Source organism: Croceibacterium mercuriale (assembly GCF_000802385.1).
In the GTDB taxonomy this organism is placed as follows: Bacteria; Pseudomonadota; Alphaproteobacteria; order Sphingomonadales; family Sphingomonadaceae; genus Croceibacterium; species Croceibacterium mercuriale.
In genome coordinates this window covers 1,890,326-1,911,194 of sequence record NZ_JTDN01000001.1, presented here as the reverse complement: position 1 = coordinate 1,911,194, position 20,869 = coordinate 1,890,326, and the positions used below count along the sequence as shown (strand labels likewise).

The following is a 20,869-nucleotide window of genomic DNA, read 5'->3' as shown; positions in this document are numbered from 1 at the left end:
TCAGTTGCGTGCCGCATTGTCTGCACGTCCAGGTTCGAAACATCGGTGAACGCCGATCGCCTGGAGAAAGCGTTGATCGTGACTGACGACCAGCAGCGCGCCATCGAACTCGCGCAAGGCATGTTCGAGCACCTCGATCGAGGCGATGTCCAGATGGTTGGTCGGTTCATCCAGGATCAGCAGCCATGGCGCATGCGCGCCCGCCATCACCACCGCCATGGCCGCGCGCAGGCGTTCGCCGCCGGACAGGGTGCCGACAATGCGGTCGGCATCCCGATTACGGAACGCGAAGCGGGCGCAGGCCGCATGCGCGGCTTCATCGCTCATGGCAGGATTTTGGGTACGCAGATTATCCAGCACCGTGTCCGCCGGGTCCAGCGGGCCGGCATGCTGGTCGACCATCGCGATGCGGCCGTCGGCCCGTCGCACCGTGCCGCGATCCGGTACCAGTTGTCCGGCCGCGACCTTCAGCAGCGTCGTCTTGCCCGATCCGTTCGAGCCGACCAGCGCGATCCGCTCCGGCCCGCGGATCGCCAGCGTCCACGGGCCCAGCCGGCGCTGCCCGACATTCACCTCCACCGCATCGAGCGTCAGCACATCGGCGGTCGATGGCACCCCGCTGGTCAGCAGGCTGATCGTGAGCGGAGTGAGCACCTCGACCCGGACGCGGGCATCCTGCAGCCGGTTACCCGCCTCGTCGACAAGGCGCGCGGTGATAGTGCGGGCGTGCCCGGCGCTGTTCTGGGCGCGCTCGGCTTTCATGCCTGACAGGATGCGGGGCTCCGACCCGGACGCGGCAAAGGCGCGGCCGGCCTTGTCGCGCCGGTCCTTGGCCTCCCGCGCTGCCTGTGCCGCCCGTTCGGTTGCCCGCAGAGCGGCTGCGCTGCGATCCAGCTCGGCTGTCGCCTGCATGCGCTCGGCCTCCCGCTGAGCCGTGAAGGCCGACCAGCCGCCGGTCACGATGTGCACGCCGACCGGGGTCAGTTCCACGATCCTGTCCATCCCTTCGAGCAATGCTCGGTCATGGCTGGCGATCAGCACGCCGCCGCGCCATTGTGCCACGAACTGGTGCACGGCGGCGCAGCCGGCCAGATCGAGATTGTTGGTCGGCTCGTCCAGCAGCAGCATGTCGGGCTGCTCCAGCGTCAGCCGCGCCAGCCCGACGCGCGTGCGCTCGCCGCCGGACAGCGTGCCGATCGAGCGATCAAGCGGCAGGTCGGGCAGGGCGACCTCCGCCAGCGCCTGCTCGATCCGCGGCATTAGGTTCCAGTCGGCCGAGGCGAAATCGGCGGGACTGCCGCCACCGGCCACGATCCGGTCGATCCGCGCGATCTCTTCCTCCACGCCGAGCGCCCGCGCGACGAAGTGCTCTTCCGGCCAGTGCTGCGCCAGGGTGCCGCTGGTGCCGACGCGCGCAACCGTGCCCTGCAGCGGCTCGGCCAGACCTGCGGCGATACGCAGCAGCGTCGACTTGCCCGAGCCGTTGCGTCCGACCAGGCCAACCCGCTCGGCGCCGATTGCCAGGGAAAGACCGCCGAACAGCCTGTATCCGTCAGGGGTGGCAGCCGTGATGTGGGACAAGGTCAGGAAGCTGGTCATCGGCTCAGGCTAGCACGGCAGCTTCTGTCGGGCTTGATCTGTGGATCAGCGCCCGGTGTTTTCGGCCTGCCGCAGCGCCTCTATCACTTGGTCCAGCGCGGCAGGGATCTCCGGTATCGTCGGTTCCTTCGGATGATCGACGGGCTGACCTTCGCGGCTAAGATAGATGGTGGCGAGTTCCTGATTGCTCCGCAGCTCATCATCCGTGGGACCGGTGCCAGCCATCCGCGCGCGCCGGCCGGAGCCGACGGGTTCATGCCGGGACGCCTGCGGCCGCTGGCTGGCGATGAGCGCCTGCTCCGCGCTCAGGGTCGCGGGCGCCGGGGCGGCAAAGTCACCGGCCCGCCTTTCCAGGGTATTGCGGCACTCCGCCCGGTCGGCGGATGGTTGCTGCGGATCGCAGCGGTCGGTGCCGGTGATCGGCGCCGTCGCCCGCGGTGCGCTGTCGGCGGCGCTGGAGGCCCCCACGGGCGCCGAGGAATCGCGCACCGGCACCGGTGCCGATGGGGGCAGTGGCGCAGCGTCGGGTTCCAGCTGTTCGACGCCCAGCGGCTGTGCCGATGCCGGGACCGCGAAATCGTCGATCCGCGCCGGATCGGCCCCGTCCTGTGCAGCGGCGGGGCCGGTGCAGGCGAGGGCTGCGGCAAATGACAGTGCCCGTCGCATCATCAGCGTCCCTGGGTAATCTGGATGACCTGATTGCCGGTCTGCGTGATGGCAAGATCGGCCAGATTGTCGCCGATCTGTGTCCAGCCAAGGCGGTTGTTGTCGCCGGTTTGCACCGCGCGCATGCTGTTGCCCGAGCCATGCTGTGCCAAAACCGCCTGGTTGTCCGAGCCGGACTGCTCCAGCCGCAGCACATTGCCGGTACCCGCCTGCGTGGCGAGGACTTCGTTGCCTGGCCCGGCGGCCGCCTGCTCGAGCAGCATCGTGTTGTCCGTCCCGTCCTGGCGCACGGTGGCGTCCTGCCCGGCCGAACCGCGCTGAAGCATTTCGAGCAGGTTCGCCTCCCCAGTCTGGGTGACATGCGCCCGGTTGCCGGAGTTCTGTGCCTGCGCCGTGCCGGAAGTTGCCAGCACGGCGCCGAGCAGCACCGGATGCCATGCCATGCGCGGGTTCACCGGCGGGTTCCCTGCCGTACGACCGCTCTGTTGCCAGCGCCCGATTGCGTGATTGCGGCCCGGTTGCACGGCCCGTCCTGCGTCACTTCGGCGCGCGCCGACTGGCCGCTCTGGTCGATCACCAGGCGATCGCCGGTGCCGGACTGCACCGCCACGCTGGCGTGGTCCGTGCCGGTCTGCGCGATGTGCACGGTCCCGTCGCCGGTGCGCGTCACCTCCGCCGTGTGGCCCGTGCCGCTGCGCACGATCATGGTGCTGCCGGCGGTGCGGCTGTCGGCAGCGTCGCTGCCATCCTGAGTCGTCATGCCCGGGTCCCTTTCACATGCGGTGCCGGGCGCTGTTGCCGCTGCGGCGAGCAGGGCCAGGCTGGTGAGGGCGATTGCCATTGAACGATCTCCCTTGAAAATGCCGGAAACCGGCGCCCTCCGCAAGGAGGACGCCGGTTCCGGTCAGGTATTGCCGCCTTAGTTCGCGGCGCCCTGCGTCACGACCGCATTGTTGAAGCTGCCAGTCTGGTTGATGGTGGAGCTATCGTTCGAGCCGAACTGGTTCACCGTCGCGGAGTGATCCAGGCCGGTCTGCGTCAGCAAGGACAGGTTGCCGTCGCCGAACTGGTTCACCAGAGCCAGATTGCCGGCACCATTCTGCGTCACGTCGCTTTCGTTGCCGTTGCCGTCCTGGGTGACGGTGGCGCTGTTCTCCGACGCGGCCAGTTCGATCAGCGAGTTGGTCTGACTGATGGAGCTGGTGTTGTCGTCACCCCCCTGGCTGCTGCTGGCAGTCATCAGCCGTGCGCTGTTGGTGGCATTGCCACCGAACTGGGCGATCGACGAGATGTTGTTGCTGCCACCCTGCTCGATCGTGGCGGACACCACCATCGGATCCGGGCCACCGGCCGGGTTCGGGGCGTTGTTCACCGACTGGCTGATATCGGCGGTGTTGAAGTCGCCGATCTGATCGATGAACGCGTTGGACAGCTGGCCGCCCTGGCTGACGATCGCGAGGTTGTCGCTGCCCCCCTGGGTGATGCCGGCCAGGCCGGCATTGTCGCCCGCCGAGTTGTCGAAGCCGGACTGCTCCACATCGGCGCGGTTGCGGTCGCCGGTCTGCAGCACGTTCAGGTCGCCCGAGCTGCCCGACTGGACTGCCAGCACGTCGTTGTCGTCACCATCCTGCGTGATCAGGGCCTGCTGGCCGTTGGTCTGGAAGGCGTTGCCGTTCGAACGGCCCTGCGACAGCTCGACATTATTGCCCTGGCCGGTCTGCGACAGGTCAGCGACCGAATTGACGGAGGTCTGCGTGACGGTGGCGATGTTGTCGCCACCGGCCTGCACCACTTCGGCCAGCCCGCCGGCATCGTCCTGCTGGGTCACGTCGGCCATGTTGCCCTGACCCAGCTGGTTCACGGATGCGATCGCTTCCGAGCCGTTCTGGATGATGTTGGCCGTCTGCGTGTTGCCGCTCTGGGTGATGGAGGCATCAGCGCGGCGCACCGTCTGCTGGATGCTGGCATCGTTGAACGCGCCGGACTGGTCCACGTCGGCAACCGACCGGTTGGCGCCGCCGGCGCCACCGCCAACGATTTCCTGCGTCACGATGGAGCCGTTGTTCTCGCCCACCTGATAGACATTCGCCGAAGCGAAGCTGCTCGGATCCTGATCCACGAAGGAGGTGTTGTTGTCACCGAACTGCTCCACGCCGGAGGCAGAGCTGTTCAGGGCATTGCCCACCTGCACGCTATTGCCAGCCTGCTCGATGACGGACTCGTTGCCGTCACCGGTCTGGCGGACCTCGGCGCCGGCAGCGGTGCCCGACTGGGTGACGGAGGACGTGTTGGCACCGAACTGCACGACTTCGACTTCGTTGCGATCGGCGCCGCTCTGGACGACGGTCGACACCGCGCCGTTGCCGCCCTGCGTGACACCCACGCGGTTGGCATTGGTGGCATTCACGCCGTTACCGGTCTGCGTCACCGTCGACGTCGCATCGGACCCGTTCTGGGTCGTCGCGTTCATGTTGTACTGACCGGCCTGGGTCAGCGTGCTCGTGTTGTCCTGCGCCAGCACCTGTCCGCCCGCGATCAGCGCGGCAACGGAAACGGTGGTGAGAATAAACTTCCTCATGATCAAACCCCTGCAATGTAACGATTGGTGGTGATGCGGCCCGATGGCGCCGTGCGGACGATCCGCGCGGACAGCCGAAGGCTTCGGCCTGTTGGCCAGGCTTCATTCTGACGATTTCCGGAGAGGGGTCTTGCGCCCGTTGACGCGCGCGGCCGGCCGACGAACGCGGCTTTTTGTGCGGCAGTGCGATGATCGATCACGGTTGTAAAAACCCTTCCGGAATTTCATAACCATGCCTGTCCTGCGCCAAGGCGAAGGGCAGACCTGGGTTGTGGCAAACAACTTCAGTTACCTGGCGCGTCGGAGCTGCAACTCCGGCGCGCCTTCGTCTTCATGCCCACTGGCGAAGCTGCAACTTCACCGATCGGCATGCCGGAGATGGTGGCCCCTTGCGGCGGCTGGTCCGGCACCAGCCACGCGGCCCATGGTCGCCATCCGGCGATCGAACCTGTAAATTCAGCTCAACGTGCGCCCCCTCCGCGATGGATGGCAGGGCGCCCGTTCTGCATCGGCCCCGCCGCCACCTGTTCGGCGACGACGTCCGGGCGCACGGTGCGCTGCGGTGACATGCGCGGCAGGGCGCTGAGGGCAGCAGTCATCTGCGCCTCGTCCACCTCGCCGTCACGCTCGCGCCGGAACTGGTCCAGCAAGGCGGAGCCGGCCTGCGGATCGGCGAAGTCCCATAGCTTCAGCTCGACCCCTTCCAGCACCAGCGAGTACACGGCCCGCTCGATCGCTTGCTGCAATGCCAGCTGGTCGGGTTCGTTGGTGGTGTAGCCGACCTCGGCCTGCAGCAATTCCTTATACGCGACATAGCGGAAGGCATTGGCCCCCACGGACCTGCTCGCGATCGTCTTGGATGCGGTGACCGATGATAGTACCTCGCCGGTGCGGACCGACACGGCCCGCAGATAGACGGTGACGGTATCCTGCCGGTATTCGGTGCTGCCACCGATGCCCAGGAAGGCTGCCCCGGCACCGCCGGTGACGGTGTTCGTGTCATACCCCACCACGCCGCCTTCCAGCAGCACGCCCGCGAACAGCAGCGAGGGCAGGGCCTGGGCGTTGACGGTCTGCTCCCCCAGATAACGCTGGCGCATCTCGTTGATGATCTGGCGTTCGTTCAGCAGGTTGCGCAGCGATTCGCGCTCCACCACGGTGAACCACTGCCGCTGGCCAGCATCCTGCAGCGCCTTGACCAGGATCGATCCGCCACCCTGGCTGACCGCGCGGGACAGGCTGGAGCCGACTTCGCTCGCCTTGTACTGCCCGGTCTGGTCGACGAAACCGTACACCGCGACGGCGACCGGCCGGCTGGGTGGGGGCAATTGCAGCAGCAACCGGCCTGCCTGGGTCCGTTCCGGAGTGAAGGCATCAGGCCGCGTTTCGGGAAACAGCGTCCGGCCATCATCCCCCACCGTGGAGCAGGCGCCGAGCGCCAGCAGCAGGGGGAGGGTACAGGCCCGGGCCAGGAGGGTGCGCAGGTTCATCGCCAGTCGACCGATCAGTTGATGTCCACGAAGGTCGGCACGATGATTTCGGTCGTCTCGCCCGTTTCGGTGTTGGTGATGGTCAGCGTGACCTCTGTCAGTCCGCGTACGAAGTTGATGGTCTGCCCGCCGAAGCTGATCGTGCCCTGTTCCTGCGGATTGTCGCCGAAGATGGCCGAAACGATCTGGGAGGACAGGGACGACAGCAGACGCGATTGCAGCTGGCGCGCGAAGATGTCGGCCTGCGATCCGGTGGATGAAGAGGCTGCCTTGGGATCGCGGTAGTCGTTCTGCGAATTGGCGATGCCGAGCAGATGCGCGGAATTGAATGCATTGCCGCCAAAACTGGGATCGACGGGTTCGTAGACGATGTCCTGGGAGTGTGCAGAAGAGATCGGTGCTAAGACGGCAAGTACCGCCAGCGCCGTTTTCACGGCGCAGGGCGCGATAACACGGAGCATTAGGTAACCCCCTCAAATCCTCAAGGTGACCGTGCCTGCACCTGAAGTCCTGTCCCGGCTTCATGGCCAGGTGATACTTCATCGGAGCGGAAGTCACTTTGTTAATGCGATGTTATGATTTGGTTCCAGCAGCGACCACCCACAATCTGGGGAGGTCATTCAAAAACACCAAGGTGTCCCGCAATGTGCCAGTTTATAAATTCACGCGTCACAGAACGCGCGGACCAGTTGCAGCAGCTGCATGCTGGACCGGACCCCGGTCTTGGCGTGGATCGTCTTGAAGTGGCTGCGCACCGTATGAACCGTCAATCCGAGGGATTTGGCGATGTCGCGTGGTGGCAGCATGTGGGCGAACAGGTCCAGCACCGCGCATTGTGCCGGGGTCAGGCGGAACTGCTCCGCCAGCCCGCTATGTGCCGCCTGCCGCAGCGGATGTGCCATCCGGTATGTTGTGATCAGCACCTGCTCGTCCGGCAGCTGCCGCAGCCAGCCCGCAATGATCACCCAGTTCGATCCCGAAGGATCGCCCAGTAGGATCTGGCGGCGCTCCGGCCCTTCCAGGCAAGTGCGCAGCCGGGCGACGCCGCCGCGCCAGTGCTGGTCGTCGAAACACAGCCGGCCAGCATGCAGGAACACCGGCGCCGGCGCGCGCAGCCAGCGTTCTGCTCCGGAACTGGTCCAGCGCACCTCGTTGCCTTCGCCGATCACGACCACAGGCGCATCATAAGTCTGCAGCACGTCCATTGCAGCAACGTCGGCGAAACGCTCGGGCCGAGTGGCATTCTCGCCGCTGATCATATGCCCGGCATCCGGATCGGAACACGGCAGCCCCCTGCTGTCTGGCATCCCGTTTCTTGCATCCTCTTGTTTTCTTGGCTGCCATCATCGCGAACCGAATGCAGAATTGCCAGCACCATCTGCTTCGTGCATGCCCCAATTTGGGGATTGTCTATCCACAAGTTGCTGATGCGCCATGTGCCCACACGATATGCTGCAGTGATTCTTTTCATGACTTTGCAGATGACATCGCGAGGCGACAGATCCGGTCGCCTTATTAACGGCGCCGGCTTAACTTTCAGTCAATGCGGGGACACGGGCTGAGCTGCTTTAGGCCATCCAGCCTATCCGGAGCCCGGCATCTCTCGCCTGGTGCTCCGGTCGCGATATCGGATCAGGACATTGCCGGCGGAGGCGCCGGCGGATGGTCGGGCAGGGGAATAAACTCCTGGTCGTCCGCATCGGGCAGCTTCATGCGCCCGGCCTTCCAGTCCTCGGCTGCCTGCTGCAGCCGGTCCTGGGAGGACGAGACGAAGTTCCAGTACAGGAACCGCTCGACCACGGGCTCGCCGCCCAGCACCATTACCGTTGCGGGTTCCGTCGCGCGGATCGACGAGGCGGCAGGACGCAGCACGGCCATCTGCCCGGCGACCACCCGGCGATCCCCCACCTCGATCGTGCCGCGCGCGACATAGACGGCGCGCTCCGCATGTCCGGCGGGGATTTCCGCATGGGCGCCGGCCTCCAGCTCCAGATGAGCATAGAACTGCGGCGAATGCGTTCGTGCAGCTGCGGCAAGGCCATGGGCAGCGCCGACGATGAGCTGGCCATGCACGCCCGCATCGCTCCAGGTCGGCAGGTCGGCGCCCTCGTGATGGGAGAAGGCCGGCGCGGTCTCCTCGTCCGCATCGGGCAGGGCGACCCAAGCCTGGATGCCATGCAGGTGATCACCGGTTGCGCGGGCTTTCTCGAACCGTTCGCTATGGGTGATGCCGCGCCCCGCCGTCATCCAGTTGACCTCCTGCGGACGGATCGACTGTTCGTAGCCCAGGCTGTCGCGATGCATGATCTCGCCAGAGAACAGATAGGTGACGGTCGACAGGCCGATATGCGGGTGCGGTCGCACGTCAACGCTACGGTCCACCCCGGCCTCCAGATCCATCGGCCCCATGTGATCAAAGAAGATGAAGGGGCCAACCATCCGCCGCTTGGCAAACGGCAGCACGCGTCCGACCTCCATGCCGCCGCCCAGGCTGCGGCGACGTTGTTCGATCATCATCTCGATCATGGTTTCGCCTCTCACGGTTTGCGCTCTGCTATCGTTCTGGAACTAGGCTGCCAGAGGCTGGTGGTCTAGCACATGCAGGATCGCAGACCTCCCTATCGGACAAAGGATGCCGGAATGACCCAGCAATGGCCCCGTCTCGATTACCTCGACTGGCAGGACACCTGTTCGGCTCTGCACCTGTACCTGCAGGTCGCTGGCAAGTACCGACTGGCGCATACCCCGTGGATCAACCATGCATGGCACGCGACGTTTTATGTCACGCCTGCCGGACTGACCTCCTCGCTGATACCGGATGGCCCGGGCCTGGAGATCCAGTTCGACTTCCACGAGCATCTGGTCGTCGGGATTGCCGTGGATGGCCGTCGGCGCTCGTTCGCACTGGGCCCGATGACAGTGGCCGCCTTTCGCGACCGCTTCGTCCAGCTGATCTCCGATCTGGGTGGTACGCCGCGCTTCGATGGTCGCCCGAACGAAGTGCCGGACCCGGTGCCGTTCGCGCAGGATCATCGTGATCGGCCCTATGATCGTGATGCCGTCGAACGGTTTCACCAGGCGCTGTTGGCGACGGATCGGGTGTTCAAGGCGTTCCGCACATCCTTCCTGGGCAAGGCGAGCCCGGTTCACCTGTTCTGGGGCAGCTTCGACCTGGCCGTCACACGGTTCTCGGGCCGGCGTGCACCGCTGCACGGCGGCGGCGTTCCCGCCCTGCCAAATGCGGTGGCGCAGGAAGCGTACGACCGGGAGGTTTCGTCCGCAGGGTTCTGGCCAGGCGGTGGCGGCATGGACGAGCCTGCCTTCTATGCCTACGCCTACCCGGCGCCGGATGGCTTCCGCGACGCGCCGGTCCGCCCTGATGCCGCCTTCTGGCACGAGGGCCTGTCGGAGTTCGTGCTGCCCTACGCGGCGGTGCAGGCGGCGGCGGATGGCGATGCGGCGCTGCTTGCCTTCCTTGAATCGACCTATGATGCGGCGGCAGGGCTGGGCGGATGGGACCGCGACCTGCTGGAGTGCCGACAGGGTCGGCCGGGGCAGGTGCGCCCGGCGGATGCCGAGGCGCCGTAGCAGCGCAGCCCGGTGCTCAGGCGGTGAGCTTCGCCGCGTAGAGCAGGCGGTTGGTGCCGAGATGATCGAACAGGGTGTCGATCTTCGTATCCCCGACAGCGAAGCAGCCCTGGCTGCGACCCAGCTTGCCGGTCGCGCCGACCACGTCCGGTTCGGCATACCATGCACCGTGGATCACAATCGCGCGATCCAGCGCGTTGCTGTTGCTGGCATCCAGTCCCGCCAGCCGCTGCGAACGGCCATGCTTGCCAGAATAGTAGTTCAGCGCGGCAAACGCGCCCTCGCTCGATGCGTTGGAGCCGTGATCGTTGGAGAGGCGCTTCGTCCAACCGCTGTGATCGGGATCGGAGCCGCTGCCATGCGTCACCAGCAGCGCCCGCTCGTCACCCGACAGCAGGTCCACCAGATACAGCCGCGGCTTCGAGGATGCAGCCGCGAAGTCGACCACCGCCATCCGGTCGCGCAGGATCGATGGGTCCTGCCGGTCGAGCGCCGCCTTCGCCGATGCCATCAGTTCAGGCGGCACGATCGACTGCACGGCCGGGGCCGCCGCAACCTTCGGCGGGACCGACGTGCGGAGCGCAGCCGCCGGGATCGAGCCTGATCCCTGTCCGCGCATCCCGCCTGCCAGCATGGAGGTTGCGGCAAACACGCCCCCTGCCAGCATCATCTGTCGTCTGCTGATATCCATCCGCCGGCCGGTGCCACATCATGCCGGGCTTGTCAGCGTCGGGCAGACCATGTGTGCCGCCGATGCGACGACTGGCGTCAACTATCGGATCGGAAAGGGTTTTTCTCGATCGGCCAAGGCGCCGCGCCCGGGTCATCCAACTCCGGCAAAGCGCAGCAGGTCGATCATCGTGAAGTCGTCGCCGGCTCTGACCGGATCGATCGTGGGCAGGAAAGGCTGCCAGTCGGGGTCTTGCGAGAGATAGGACGACCGATCGCCCTGCAACAGGCCGATGAACACCTCCGCCACGATGCGCGCGCCCACGGGGCCCAACCGCTCGCCATTCGCAAAGATCGCTGCCTCGCGCAGGATGTAGAACCAGAGCGGCGTGCGATCGTCGAAACCGAACGGCTTCAGATCGGCCAGATCGCCCTTCGACAGGATATCGAGCTGCATCGCCCGTGCGACACGCTGCCCGGACGGCAATGCGAAGGTGAGATGCCGCAGCAGGTTGCGCTGTGCCAGCGATGCCGGATTGCTCTTGGCGTCCGCCTTGCCGACGACTGAGCCGGGCAGGTGAAACAGGGCGGTGGACAGGGACGTGTCGATCTTCTTGTTGGGTCGCACGTTGCCGTCGCCGAAATCGAAAAAGGTCGGCCAGTCGATGAAACGCCGGGGGGCGCGGCACCCGCCCGACAGGTCGTCCGGATCAGTGGGACTGGATGGCGTGCCCTTGAAGATCATGGCGAAGAACGGCTGCCCGGCCTCACCGGTGAAGTTCAGCCGGTAGGATGGGCGCACCTGACTGTGCCCGAAGCGATAGGCAGCAACGGAGAACTCGACCGGGATGAACGGTTCGTTGTGCCACTTGTAGAACTTGCGACCGTTCTGCAGCACATCGTCCACCACGGCCCCACCGCATGTCTTGCGCAGGAATTCGTGCACCACGATCCACTGGTAATGCCAGCGGACGATACGCTGCGCCTCGGCAAAGATCTCGTGCGGGGCCTTCAGCTTGATCTTGGTGCGGGCATGATCCGCTGCCCTGTTGTGAAACTGCAGGAAGGCCAGCTGCAACTGGTTGATGATCGCGTTCTCGTCATTCCGCGGATCGGCGATCAGTGCCACGTTCTGGCTGTTGCGCGGCACGTCCCACTTGCCCGGCGTGCCCATCGGTTCGACCAGGAAGGTATAGCCGGTTGTCTGGTCGTAAAGATGCGGATGCACGCCCGGGCCCGCCCCGTAGACATTGTCGAGACCCAGGCTGGGGGTACGGAAGTTGGAGACATGTTCCGGATCCGCCTGCCGTTCCAGGCTGGAGGTCGGGTCGAAGGTCATGTCGTGATCCAGGAACTGCCCCAGGAAGGTCAGTCCCGCCGTCATCTGTGGATTGTCGGAATTCTTCTTCGAGAAAGCCGGATTGACGATGAGGTCCTTGGGCGTCTGGTCGAGATCGTCCTTCGCATCCATGATGCCACCGGCCTTGCCGATCTCCAGCAAGGCCTGGCGTACGTCCGGCGTATCGGCCGCGAAGGGGGGCAGTTCGCCGAACAGCCTGCCGAACCGCCCGGCATCGGCATATTGCGAGCGCGGGGGGACGATGTCGTGGGGATAGGTGCCGTGACGGGCCATGATCAGCTCCATGGTGGAATGGAATGCACGATACTCGACCTCGTGACGTCACGCGGGCAGACGTCTTCGAGGCTGCGGCCCTGTACGACGGATCATTACTCCGCTCACACTTAGATTGCTAGTAACTAAACGTCAGCATCTTCCTCTGTCTGCTGCAGAGTGCGACGCAGGACGTCAGCCGATGCGAGCAGAGCGTCCGTTTCAGCAGGGGTGAGTTCCGGCGTCAGGATCCGCTGGATGCCGGTGGCACCGATCAGGCAGGGAAGGCTCAGATAGATGCCATTGATGCCGTACTGCCCGGTGAGCAAGGTCGAGACCGGCAGCACCACGCGCTCGTCCCGGTGGATGGCTTCGCAGATGCGGACGATCGCGGTGGCAACTCCGTAGGACGTGAAGCCCTTGCCATGACCGATCGTGTATCCCGCGCGCATGACGTCATGCGCGACCGCTGCGCGATCGAACTCCTGGCCGGCCAGATAGGCGTCCAGATCCATGCCGCCGATGCGGACGGTCGAATAGGCCATGACCTCGCTGTCGCCATGCTCGCCCAGCACCTGCGCCGCGACCGCGCCGGGCGCGATGCCGAGCCGGTCGGCAATGCGTTTGCGGAACCGGTTGCTGTCCAGCAGCGTGCCGGTGCCGATGACGCGTTCGGCCGGCAGGCCGGACTCCGCCTGTGCCACCTGGGTCATCGCATCCGCCGGGTTCGACGCCACGACCACTACGCCATTGAAGCCCGCATGCATCGCCTGTCCCACGCAGTCCCGCACGATCACGGCACTGCGCCCCGCGACACTGGTCCGCGGTTCGCCGTCTTTCGGGGTGGCGCCGGCCGTGATGACCAGGATGGCTGCATCGCGGACGTCGCTGTAGTCACCCGCCCAGATCCGTCCAGGCCGGGCGATGGCATTGGCATCGGCGATGTCGGTGGCCTCCGCCGCGGCGTGCTCTGCCGACCGGTCGATCAGGACAATCTCCGAAACGATCCCGCGCAGCATCAGCGCGTAGGCGGCTGTCGCCCCCACATTGCCGGTCCCGATGATGGCGATACGCGATGTCACAGGCATGATCAGCTTCCTCGGTTCCGCACAACACACGCATGCGGTTCTTCCAGCCGAACGGCCGACACGAAGACACGGGTGCGGCCGGAGCCGATTTCAGCAGTCGGACGTTGTGCCACCGTACCTTGAGGAGAGTGACATGGCCGATCAAGTGAATGAAAACGGCACCGAAAAGCCGGCTGCGGGCGGTGCCGACCAGGCATCGAAGACGCAGCCAGCCGCACAGTCCGGCAATACGGGCAAGGGCGACGATGCCGAGGGCGTAACCAAAACCGACAAGGCAGAAGCCATGGAGGATGCGCAGCGGGAGGCCGCTGAGGAGCGCGAGGAAAACCGCGGCTACCAATAAGTCGCGACTTCCCTCGTTCTCAGCCGTGGTGGTCGGGAGGCGCGATCCGCTTTCCGGCCATTCCCGTAATAACGGGCGGTCAGGCGACGGGAATGGCCGTCTGGTATTTCGCGACCCGCAGCGCCAGGTGGGACGATGCGCCCGCGACCGAGGGATGCTTGACCAGCCGCTGCATCAGGAAGGTTTCGTAATCGGCAACGTCAGTTGCCACCACCCGCAACAGGTAGTCCCAATCGCCCGACATGGAGAAGCACTCCATGATCCGGGGCTCCGCCTGCACGAAGGTTTCGAACGCGGCGACGCTGTCCGCCTCGAACGTGCGCATGCGCACGTTGCACAGCATGTTCACGCCATGGCCCAGCTTTATCTGGTCGGCCAGCCGGATGGTCCGGCCAAGCACGCCAGCTTCCTCCAGCAGGCGAATCCGTCGCCAGCAGGATGGGCCGGTGCTGCCGACCCGTTCGGCCAGTTCCGCATTGCTCAGAGAGGCGTCCTGCTGGAGCAGGGTGATGATGCGCCGGTCAAGTGCATCCAGCTTGATCAATCCGTTCACTTTCCAAGCTGTTCGTGGCTTAATTTCTCATAATAGATACATGCTTAGCTTGCTTTTGAACAGCATTTTACCGCGGCTTGCCCGACAATGTCCGCATGGCACAAGTGACACACAATCCGCCGGAAGGCGCGGCGGCAGACTGGACGATCCCGCAGGACTGGTACCGCTACACGCCGCAGGAACATGCGATGTGGGATCATCTGTTCGCCCGGCAGGCGGCGATGCTCCCCGGCCGGGTCGTCCCGGAATTCATGGCCGGACTGGACATCCTGCGCATGACCCGGCCAGGCATCCCCGACTTCGCCGAACTGTCCGAGCGGCTGATGCAGGCGACTGGCTGGCAGGTTGTGGCGGTACCCGGGCTGGTGCCGGACCATGTCTTCTTCGACCATCTTGCCAACCGGCGGTTCGTTGCCGGGCGGTTCATCCGCACGCCCGAACAGATCGACTATCTGGAGGAGCCGGACATCTTCCATGATGTGTTCGGCCATGTGCCGCTGCTCGCGCATCCGGTGTTTGCCGACTACATGCAGGCCTATGGCGCGGGCGGCCTGCGCGCCAGCGGACTTGGCGCGATCGAGCGCCTGGCCCGGCTGTACTGGTACACGGTAGAGTTCGGACTGATCCGGCACGATGATGGCTTGCGACTGTTCGGCGCGGGCATCGTCTCGTCCTATGGCGAGTCGATCTTCGCGCTGGACGATCCGTCGCCCAACCGCCTGGGCTTCGATCTCAGGCGCCTGATGCGCACGCGCTATCGCATCGACGATTACCAGCAGACCTATTTCGTGATCGACAGCTTCGAGGATCTGCTGCGGCAGACCGCCGAGACCGATTTCGCGCCGATCTATGCCGAGCTGGCGGATCAGGCCGATCTCGATACGGCCACAATCGTAACCGAAGACCGCATCTACAATCGTGGAACCCAGGCCTATGCCCATGCGAAAGCAGGGACGGCCTGAATGCGCGCCGCGCAAGATAGAACAATCGAAAGGATGCCGACATGACTGACACACCGGGCCATTCGCCGGAAAATCCGCTGGGCCTGAACGGCTTCGAATTCGTCGAGTTTACCTCGCCCGATCCCGACGCCATGGCTGCACAGTTTGAACAGCTGGGCTTCGTCGCCACGCACCGGCACCCACGCAAGCAGATCACCCGGTACAAGCAGGGGCGCATCAACCTGATGCTCAACCGTGACGAAGGTGGCCGTGCCGCCGCCTTCCGTGCCGCCCACGGACCGTCCGCCAGCGCGATGGCCTTCCGCGTGGCCGACCCGGCGCAGGCGCTGGCCTGGGCACTGGAGCATGGCGCCCAGGCGACAGACGAGGACGATACCGTGATCCAGGGGATCGGCGGCTCCTCCCTCTACTTCATCCGTGATGGGGAAGACCTGTATGCCGACTGGTCCGAGATCGACGGCTGGCAGCAGGCGGAAGCGGAGAACAATGTCGGCCTCGACCTGCTGGACCACCTGACCCACAATGTCCGGCGCGGGCAGATGCAGGTCTGGAGCGCGTTCTACCGCGAGCTGTTCGGCTTCGAGGAGCAGAAGTATTTCGACATCAAGGGCCAGGCGACCGGCCTGTTCAGCCAGGCGATGATCGCGCCCGATCGGGCCATCCGCATCCCGCTGAACGAAAGCCAGGACGACCGCAGCCAGATCGAGGAGTTCATCCGGGAATATGGTGGCGAGGGTATCCAGCATCTGGCGCTGACCACCGACGACATCTTCACCACGGTGGAACAGCTGCGTGCCCGCGGCGTGAAGCTGCAGGACACGATCGAGACCTATTACGAACTGGTCGACAGCCGCGTGCCCGGTCATGGCGAGGATCTGGAACGGCTGCGGCGCAACCGGATCCTGATCGACGGCAATGTGGGGGAAGAAGGCATCCTGCTGCAGATCTTCACGGAAACCATGTTCGGGCCGATCTTCTTCGAGATTATCCAGCGCAAGGGCAATGAAGGCTTCGGCAACGGCAACTTCCAGGCGTTGTTCGAGTCCATCGAGCTCGACCAGATCCGCCGTGGCGTGATCGCCGTCGATGCCTGATCCGGTACAAGGGGCCGTGCTGGCGGGCGCCGGCAACCACCATGCGACGGAGGCGGTCGCCGGCGCCCTGCCGCAAGGGCGCAACTCGCCGCAGAAGGCGGCGTTCGGCCTTTATGCCGAGCAGTTCTCCGGCACCGCCTTCACCGCGCCCCGGGCTGAGAACCGGCGCAGCTGGCTCTACCGGATGCGCCCGACCGCGTCGCATGGGCCGTTTATGCCATATGGGCGGGACACGCTGATCCGCTCCGCCCCGTTCATGGAGGTGCCGCCATCGCCCAACCGGCTGCGCTGGGATCCGATCGCCTTGCCGGCCGATCCGGTCGACTTCATCGACGGGCTGGTGACCTGCGCCGGCAATGGCGACGTTGCCACGGGCGCGGGCTGCGCGATCCACCTTTATGCGGTGAGCGCCTCCATGGTGGACCGCGCCTTTGTCTCGACCGATGGCGAGCTGCTGATCGTGCCGCAGGAAGGCCGCCTGCGGCTGGTGACGGAGCAGGGCGTTCTCCTGGTGGAGCCGTTGCAGATCGCCCTGGTGCCGCGCGGCCTGCGGTTCAGGGTCGAACTGATCGACGGACCGGCGCGCGGCTATGTGTGCGAGAACTATGGCGCGCTCTTCCGCCTGCCCGAACTCGGCCCGATCGGCGCCAACGGTCTGGCCAGTGCACGCGATTTCGATGCGCCTGTCGCCGCGTTCGAGGATGCAGAAACGCCGTGCGAAATCGTGCAGAAGTTTCATGGCCGGCTGTGGACCACCACGCTGGATCATAGCCCGTTCGATGTGGTCGCCTGGCACGGCAACCTGGCGCCGTATCGGTATGACCTGCGGCGGTTCAACACGATCGGCACGGTCAGCTTCGACCATCCCGACCCGTCGATCTTCACCGTGCTGACCGCGCCGAGCGACACGCCGGGCACCGCCAACATAGACTTCGCGATCTTCCCGCCGCGCTGGATGGTGGCGGAGGACACGTTCCGGCCCCCGTGGTTCCACCGTAACGTCATGAGCGAGTTCATGGGCCTGATCGAGGGCGCGTACGATGCCAAGGTTGGCGGCTTTGCTCCCGGCGGTGCGTCGCTGCACAACAGCATGTCCGGCCACGGCCCGGATAAGGAAAGCCACGAACGCGCCGTTGCCGCCACCCTCTCGCCGCAGAAGATCGACGGGACCATGGCCTTCATGTTCGAGACCCGCCATGTTCTGACGCCGACCCGCTGGGCAGTGGAAACGGACCTGCTGCAGGATGATTACGACACCTGCTGGCAGGGTTTCCGCAAGGCGCAGCTGCCCGGCCGCGGAGAGGAGACGGCATGAACTGGTGGCACATGGACGAGACGCATGACCCGGCGCTGACCAGCTGGGTCCCGGATGCGGATGGCCATGCCGACTTTCCGATCCAGAACCTGCCGTTTGGAGTATTCTCGCCGGCGGATGGCCGCCCGCGCATCGGGGTGGCGATCGGTCCGATGATCCTGGATCTGGCCGCCTGTGCGCAGGCTGGTCTGCTGCCGTCCGCCACAGCGGGGCTGTGCACTGCCCATACGTTGAACGGACTTATGGCCGCGCCGGCACAGGCGCGTGTCGATCTGCGCCGGCGGCTGTCGCAGCTGTTGTCACAGCCGGGGGAGCGGGCCTCGCTCGAGAGCTGGCTCTATCCGGCCGACGGCTGCCGGCTGCATCTGCCCGCCACGATCGGCGACTATTCCGATTTCTATGTCGGCATCCATCATGCCAACAATGTCGGCCGGCAGTTCCGGCCCGACAATCCGTTGCTGCCCAACTATCGCTACGTGCCGATCGGCTATCACGGGCGCGCCTCTTCCATCCGACCTTCGGGCGAGCCGCTTGTCCGGCCTGCCGGGCAACGCAAGCCGCCCGAGGCAACAGAGCCGGTGTTCGGCCCCACGGCGCGGCTGGACTACGAGCTGGAGCTGGGCGTCTGGATCGGTGAGGGCAATCCGCTCGGCACGCCGATCCCGATCGATCGCGCCGGTGCGCATGTGGCGGGCATGTGCCTGCTGAACGACTGGTCCGCCCGGGACCTGCAGGCGTGGGAGTACCAGCCGCTCGGGCCGTTCCTCGCCAAGAACTTCCACTCCACCATTTCGCCCTGGGTAATCACGCGGGAGGCACTCGCGCCTTTCCGCATCGCCCAGCCACCGCGCCCGGCCGACGATCCCGCGCCCTTGCCCTATCTGCTCGATCCTGACGATCAGGCGCACGGCGCGTTGGCCATCATGCTGGAGGTGCTGCTGACCAGCGCCGCCATGCGCGAGGCCGGCATGGCGCCGCTGCGGCTCAGCCGCGGGCCAGCAAGCAACATGTACTGGACCGTGGGCCAGATCGTGACCCATCATGCATCGAACGGCTGCAACCTCAACCCGGGCGACCTGCTCGGCACCGGCACCATTTCCGCCGCTACCCGGGACGGGTTCGGCAGCCTGATGGAACTGAGCGTCGGCGGCAAGGAGCCGGTGGCGCTGCCGACCGGCGAGACGCGCACCTTCCTGGAAGATGGCGATGAGATTACCCTGCGGGCCAGCGCCGCGGCGGACGGGTTCGTGCCTATCGGCTTCGGCGAGTGCCGCGCACGGGTGCTGCCGGCGCCATGAGCGAGCTTGTCCTCCACGGCTACTGGCGATCAAGCGCGGCCTATCGCGTACGGATCGCGCTGAACCTCAAGAACATCCCGCACCGTCATGTCTCGCACGACCTCAGGATCGAGGCACAGCGCAGTCCGGCCTATCTGGCGATCGCGCCGCATGGCCTGATCCCGGCGGTGGAGCATGACGGGCGCACCATCATCGAAAGCGTGGCCATCCTGGAATGGCTGGAGGCGCGCTGGCCGGAACCGCCGCTGCTGCCAGACGATCCGGATGACGCTGCGATCGTCCGTGCCATGGCGGCCCTGATCGGCTGCGACATCCATCCGCTGCAGAACCTGCGCGTGCTGGATACGCTGCGCGCCGACTTCGATGCCACGACAGAAGAGGTCAGCGCATGGGCCGTGCGGTGGATCGAGGATGGCTTTGCCGCGCTAGAGACGCTGGTGGCGCAGCATGGCGGGACCTATGCTTTCGGCGATCGGCCCACCCTGGCGGACTGTTACCTGGTGCCGCAGCTGTTCAACGCGCAACGCTTCGGCGTCGATCTTGCCCCGTTCCCGCGGCTCGTGGCGGCCGGGGAGGCGACTTCCGCGCTTCCCGAAGTGGCGGCCGCGCACCCGTTGCAGCAAGCGGATGCCGACAGGTGAGCGAAGCCCGGGTGACGCCCGATGCCGTTCCCGCCGGTGTGCGGCTGTGTCCCGGTAACCAGCTGGCGGAGGGCACCGCCCGAAATTTCGTGCTGCAATTGCGGGCAGGGCGGTTCCACGGCTTTGTCGTCAGGCGTGACGGTGCGGTGCATGGCTATGTCGACCGCTGCCCGCATATGGGTCTGCCGCTGGCGCAACAGCTCGATCGGTACCTGGCTCCGGATGGCGGGCTCATCATGTGCAGCTGGCATGGAGCGCTGTTCCGCATCACCGACGGTACCTGCGTCGGCGGACCATGCGCCGGAGAGCGACTGGTGCCCTGGCCGGTCGCCATTCAGGACGACTGGATCATCACCGGCTGACGGAGTCATGGGCGAGAGGAAGGAACTCTAGCATTGCGGATCGTGATAACAGGAGCAGGCGGAGCGCTGGGCCGGGCGGTCGTTCAGGCGTTCGCCGATCGGGGCGATGCGGTGACGGCCATCGTTCGGCGGGAAGTTGCCGGCCTGCCACTTGCCGTCCGGCAGATTGCCGCCGGTGACCTGAACGATCCCGCTGGCGCGCGATCCGCGCTGGACGCCGCCGCCGCGGCCCTGGGCGGCGGCATCGACGCGCTGATCCATCTGGTCGGCGGCTTCGAATGGAGCACGGTCGAGCAGAGCCGTCCGGAGCTGTGGCGTCAGCTGTTCAGCGACAATGTGGAGACGACCCTCGGCACGATCCAGGCAGCCTTGCCGTGGATAGGCGATGGCGGTGCCATCCTGTGCGTCGGCGCAGCGTCCGCCCAGCCGGCAGGCGCGGGCATGGCACCTTATGCCACGGCGAAGTCGGGGGTCGCCCGGATCGTGGAGGCGCTGGCAGCCGAGCTGAAGCCGAGGAACATCCGCGTGAACGCCATATTGCCCGCAATCATCGACACGCCACGCAACCGCGCCGACATGCCGGATGCCGACTCCTCGGACTGGACCAGCCCGGCGGCCATCGCTGACGTCGCCCTGTTCTTGGCCAGCGCGCAGGCGCGCGCGATCAGCGGCGCACTGATCCCGGTGACGCATAATGGCTGACATCATCGCTCCCCTAACCCCCGAGCAACGCATCGCCGCACTCCACGCCATGCCGCACTGGACCTACGATCCGGACCGCCGCGCCTTTTATCGTGCGCTTAGGCTGGCGGATTTCGCTGAAGCCATCGGCCTGATGATGCGGATCGCTGTCGTGGCGGAGAAGGCAGACCATCATCCCGAATGGTTCAACGTCTACAACCGGCTGGAGATCTGGCTGACCACGCACGATGCAGGGGATGTGAGCCAGCGGGATATCGACCTGGCCCAGGCAATCGACGGCTTCGTGCCCATTGATCGGCATGGGTGATC

23 protein-coding genes are annotated in these 20,869 nt (G+C 65.7%); 10 read left to right on the top strand and 13 right to left on the bottom strand.

Features of this window, described 5'->3' with window-relative positions; translation table 11 throughout:
- The 9 genes from PK98_RS08980 to PK98_RS08940 form a co-directional block, all read right to left on the bottom strand.
- Positions 1 to 1,599: an ABC-F family ATP-binding cassette domain-containing protein gene (locus tag PK98_RS08980; protein WP_039095867.1), complete on the bottom strand. Its 1,599-nt coding sequence runs from the start codon at positions 1,597 to 1,599 to the stop codon at positions 1 to 3.
- A 45-nt stretch (positions 1,600 to 1,644) separates the two neighbouring features.
- A complete protein-coding gene (locus PK98_RS08975) occupies positions 1,645 to 2,268 on the bottom strand; it encodes a hypothetical protein (RefSeq protein WP_039095865.1) in 624 nt (207 codons plus the stop codon).
- The gene (locus tag PK98_RS15970; protein ID WP_052208246.1) at positions 2,268 to 2,720 is read right to left on the bottom strand and encodes a hypothetical protein; all 453 of its coding nucleotides are present in this window, start codon (positions 2,718 to 2,720) and stop codon (positions 2,268 to 2,270) included. The genes PK98_RS08975 and PK98_RS15970 overlap by 1 nt, the downstream gene beginning before the upstream one ends.
- Positions 2,717 to 3,106 (bottom strand): hypothetical protein, encoded by a 390-nt coding sequence (locus PK98_RS08965; protein WP_039095863.1) that lies wholly within the window; start codon positions 3,104 to 3,106, stop codon positions 2,717 to 2,719. The genes PK98_RS15970 and PK98_RS08965 overlap by 4 nt, the downstream gene beginning before the upstream one ends.
- Before the next feature lie 78 nt (positions 3,107 to 3,184).
- Positions 3,185 to 4,843: a beta strand repeat-containing protein gene (locus tag PK98_RS08960; RefSeq protein ID WP_039095861.1), complete on the bottom strand. Its 1,659-nt coding sequence runs from the start codon at positions 4,841 to 4,843 to the stop codon at positions 3,185 to 3,187.
- A gap of 461 nt (positions 4,844 to 5,304) precedes the next feature.
- Positions 5,305 to 6,333 carry a CsgG/HfaB family protein gene (locus PK98_RS08955; protein WP_081996101.1) on the bottom strand — a complete coding sequence of 343 codons (1,029 nt, stop codon included), beginning with the start codon at positions 6,331 to 6,333 and terminating at the stop codon, positions 5,305 to 5,307.
- Between the two features lie 14 nt (positions 6,334 to 6,347).
- Positions 6,348 to 6,794: a curli assembly protein CsgF gene (locus tag PK98_RS08950; protein ID WP_081996100.1), complete on the bottom strand. Its 447-nt coding sequence runs from the start codon at positions 6,792 to 6,794 to the stop codon at positions 6,348 to 6,350.
- A 201-nt stretch (positions 6,795 to 6,995) separates the two neighbouring features.
- Positions 6,996 to 7,640 (bottom strand): helix-turn-helix transcriptional regulator, encoded by a 645-nt coding sequence (locus PK98_RS08945; RefSeq protein ID WP_081996099.1) that lies wholly within the window; start codon positions 7,638 to 7,640, stop codon positions 6,996 to 6,998.
- 325 nt (positions 7,641 to 7,965) lie between these two features.
- Positions 7,966 to 8,859, bottom strand: coding sequence for a pirin family protein (locus PK98_RS08940; protein ID WP_039096541.1), 894 nt, complete (start codon positions 8,857 to 8,859; stop codon positions 7,966 to 7,968).
- 114 nt (positions 8,860 to 8,973) lie between these two features.
- Here PK98_RS08940 and PK98_RS08935 point away from each other — a divergent pair, with 114 nt between their 5' ends.
- A complete protein-coding gene (locus PK98_RS08935) occupies positions 8,974 to 9,921 on the top strand; it encodes a DUF5996 family protein (protein WP_039095858.1) in 948 nt (315 codons plus the stop codon).
- Between the two features lie 16 nt (positions 9,922 to 9,937).
- On the opposite strand, the gene PK98_RS08930 is transcribed toward PK98_RS08935, so the two are convergent.
- The 3 genes from PK98_RS08930 to PK98_RS08920 form a co-directional block, all read right to left on the bottom strand.
- Entirely contained in the window at positions 9,938 to 10,612 is a 675-nt protein-coding gene (locus tag PK98_RS08930) for a murein L,D-transpeptidase catalytic domain-containing protein (protein ID WP_039095856.1), read from the bottom strand.
- A gap of 132 nt (positions 10,613 to 10,744) precedes the next feature.
- Positions 10,745 to 12,223: a peroxidase family protein gene (locus PK98_RS08925; protein ID WP_039096539.1), complete on the bottom strand. Its 1,479-nt coding sequence runs from the start codon at positions 12,221 to 12,223 to the stop codon at positions 10,745 to 10,747.
- Between the two features lie 125 nt (positions 12,224 to 12,348).
- Positions 12,349 to 13,290: an L-lactate dehydrogenase gene (locus PK98_RS08920; protein ID WP_039095854.1), complete on the bottom strand. Its 942-nt coding sequence runs from the start codon at positions 13,288 to 13,290 to the stop codon at positions 12,349 to 12,351.
- Between the two features lie 133 nt (positions 13,291 to 13,423).
- Between PK98_RS08920 and PK98_RS08915 the strand changes: the two genes are divergently transcribed.
- A complete protein-coding gene (locus PK98_RS08915) occupies positions 13,424 to 13,633 on the top strand; it encodes a hypothetical protein (protein WP_039095853.1) in 210 nt (69 codons plus the stop codon).
- A gap of 79 nt (positions 13,634 to 13,712) precedes the next feature.
- Here PK98_RS08915 and PK98_RS08910 read toward each other — a convergent pair whose 3' ends face one another.
- Positions 13,713 to 14,186: an Lrp/AsnC family transcriptional regulator gene (locus PK98_RS08910; RefSeq protein WP_039095852.1), complete on the bottom strand. Its 474-nt coding sequence runs from the start codon at positions 14,184 to 14,186 to the stop codon at positions 13,713 to 13,715.
- Between the two features lie 95 nt (positions 14,187 to 14,281).
- Between PK98_RS08910 and phhA the strand changes: the two genes are divergently transcribed.
- The 8 genes from phhA to PK98_RS08870 are packed head-to-tail and all read left to right on the top strand — an operon-like array spanning position 14,282 to position 20,867.
- Positions 14,282 to 15,148: a phenylalanine 4-monooxygenase gene (phhA, locus tag PK98_RS08905; RefSeq protein ID WP_039095850.1), complete on the top strand. Its 867-nt coding sequence runs from the start codon at positions 14,282 to 14,284 to the stop codon at positions 15,146 to 15,148.
- 41 nt (positions 15,149 to 15,189) lie between these two features.
- Positions 15,190 to 16,242 (top strand): 4-hydroxyphenylpyruvate dioxygenase, encoded by a 1,053-nt coding sequence (hppD, locus tag PK98_RS08900; RefSeq protein WP_039095848.1) that lies wholly within the window; start codon positions 15,190 to 15,192, stop codon positions 16,240 to 16,242.
- Entirely contained in the window at positions 16,235 to 17,557 is a 1,323-nt protein-coding gene (gene hmgA / locus PK98_RS08895; protein WP_039095846.1) for a homogentisate 1,2-dioxygenase, read from the top strand. The genes hppD and hmgA overlap by 8 nt, the downstream gene beginning before the upstream one ends.
- On the top strand, positions 17,554 to 18,855 hold the full coding sequence (gene fahA / locus PK98_RS08890; RefSeq protein WP_039095844.1) for a fumarylacetoacetase: 1,302 nt from the start codon (positions 17,554 to 17,556) through the stop codon (positions 18,853 to 18,855). Before hmgA ends, fahA begins: the two co-directional genes overlap by 4 nt.
- Positions 18,852 to 19,496 (top strand): maleylacetoacetate isomerase, encoded by a 645-nt coding sequence (gene maiA / locus PK98_RS08885; RefSeq protein ID WP_039096537.1) that lies wholly within the window; start codon positions 18,852 to 18,854, stop codon positions 19,494 to 19,496. The genes fahA and maiA overlap by 4 nt, the downstream gene beginning before the upstream one ends.
- Positions 19,493 to 19,858, top strand: coding sequence for a Rieske (2Fe-2S) protein (locus PK98_RS08880; protein WP_039095842.1), 366 nt, complete (start codon positions 19,493 to 19,495; stop codon positions 19,856 to 19,858). The genes maiA and PK98_RS08880 overlap by 4 nt, the downstream gene beginning before the upstream one ends.
- 42 nt (positions 19,859 to 19,900) lie before the next feature.
- Positions 19,901 to 20,560, top strand: a complete 660-nt coding sequence (locus PK98_RS08875) for an SDR family oxidoreductase (protein WP_235425476.1) — start codon at positions 19,901 to 19,903, stop codon at positions 20,558 to 20,560.
- A complete protein-coding gene (locus PK98_RS08870; protein WP_152608572.1) occupies positions 20,553 to 20,867 on the top strand; it encodes a 4a-hydroxytetrahydrobiopterin dehydratase in 315 nt (104 codons plus the stop codon). The genes PK98_RS08875 and PK98_RS08870 overlap by 8 nt, the downstream gene beginning before the upstream one ends.
- The last annotated feature ends 2 nt before the right edge of the window (positions 20,868 to 20,869 follow it).

What these genes read in the sequence shown, in the direction of transcription:
- PK98_RS08980 (WP_039095867.1), bottom strand. Translation starts at nt 1,599, where the DNA reads ATGACCAGCTTCCTGACCTTGTCCCACATCACGGCTGCCACCCCTGAC.
- PK98_RS08975 (WP_039095865.1), bottom strand. Translation starts at nt 2,268, where the DNA reads ATGATGCGACGGGCACTGTCATTTGCCGCAGCCCTCGCCTGCACCGGC.
- PK98_RS08965 (WP_039095863.1), bottom strand. Translation starts at nt 3,106, where the DNA reads ATGGCAATCGCCCTCACCAGCCTGGCCCTGCTCGCCGCAGCGGCAACA.
- PK98_RS08960 (WP_039095861.1), bottom strand. Translation starts at nt 4,843, where the DNA reads ATGAGGAAGTTTATTCTCACCACCGTTTCCGTTGCCGCGCTGATCGCG.
- PK98_RS08955 (WP_081996101.1), bottom strand. Translation starts at nt 6,333, where the DNA reads ATGAACCTGCGCACCCTCCTGGCCCGGGCCTGTACCCTCCCCCTGCTG.
- PK98_RS08950 (WP_081996100.1), bottom strand. Translation starts at nt 6,794, where the DNA reads ATGCTCCGTGTTATCGCGCCCTGCGCCGTGAAAACGGCGCTGGCGGTA.
- PK98_RS08945 (WP_081996099.1), bottom strand. Translation starts at nt 7,640, where the DNA reads ATGCCAGACAGCAGGGGGCTGCCGTGTTCCGATCCGGATGCCGGGCAT.
- PK98_RS08940 (WP_039096541.1), bottom strand. Translation starts at nt 8,859, where the DNA reads ATGATCGAGATGATGATCGAACAACGTCGCCGCAGCCTGGGCGGCGGC.
- PK98_RS08935 (WP_039095858.1), top strand. Translation starts at nt 8,974, where the DNA reads ATGACCCAGCAATGGCCCCGTCTCGATTACCTCGACTGGCAGGACACC.
- PK98_RS08930 (WP_039095856.1), bottom strand. Translation starts at nt 10,612, where the DNA reads ATGGATATCAGCAGACGACAGATGATGCTGGCAGGGGGCGTGTTTGCC.
- PK98_RS08925 (WP_039096539.1), bottom strand. Translation starts at nt 12,223, where the DNA reads ATGGCCCGTCACGGCACCTATCCCCACGACATCGTCCCCCCGCGCTCG.
- PK98_RS08920 (WP_039095854.1), bottom strand. Translation starts at nt 13,290, where the DNA reads ATGCCTGTGACATCGCGTATCGCCATCATCGGGACCGGCAATGTGGGG.
- PK98_RS08915 (WP_039095853.1), top strand. Translation starts at nt 13,424, where the DNA reads ATGGCCGATCAAGTGAATGAAAACGGCACCGAAAAGCCGGCTGCGGGC.
- phhA (WP_039095850.1), top strand. Translation starts at nt 14,282, where the DNA reads ATGGCACAAGTGACACACAATCCGCCGGAAGGCGCGGCGGCAGACTGG.
- hppD (WP_039095848.1), top strand. Translation starts at nt 15,190, where the DNA reads ATGACTGACACACCGGGCCATTCGCCGGAAAATCCGCTGGGCCTGAAC.
- hmgA (WP_039095846.1), top strand. Translation starts at nt 16,235, where the DNA reads ATGCCTGATCCGGTACAAGGGGCCGTGCTGGCGGGCGCCGGCAACCAC.
- fahA (WP_039095844.1), top strand. Translation starts at nt 17,554, where the DNA reads ATGAACTGGTGGCACATGGACGAGACGCATGACCCGGCGCTGACCAGC.
- maiA (WP_039096537.1), top strand. Translation starts at nt 18,852, where the DNA reads ATGAGCGAGCTTGTCCTCCACGGCTACTGGCGATCAAGCGCGGCCTAT.
- PK98_RS08870 (WP_152608572.1), top strand. Translation starts at nt 20,553, where the DNA reads ATGGCTGACATCATCGCTCCCCTAACCCCCGAGCAACGCATCGCCGCA.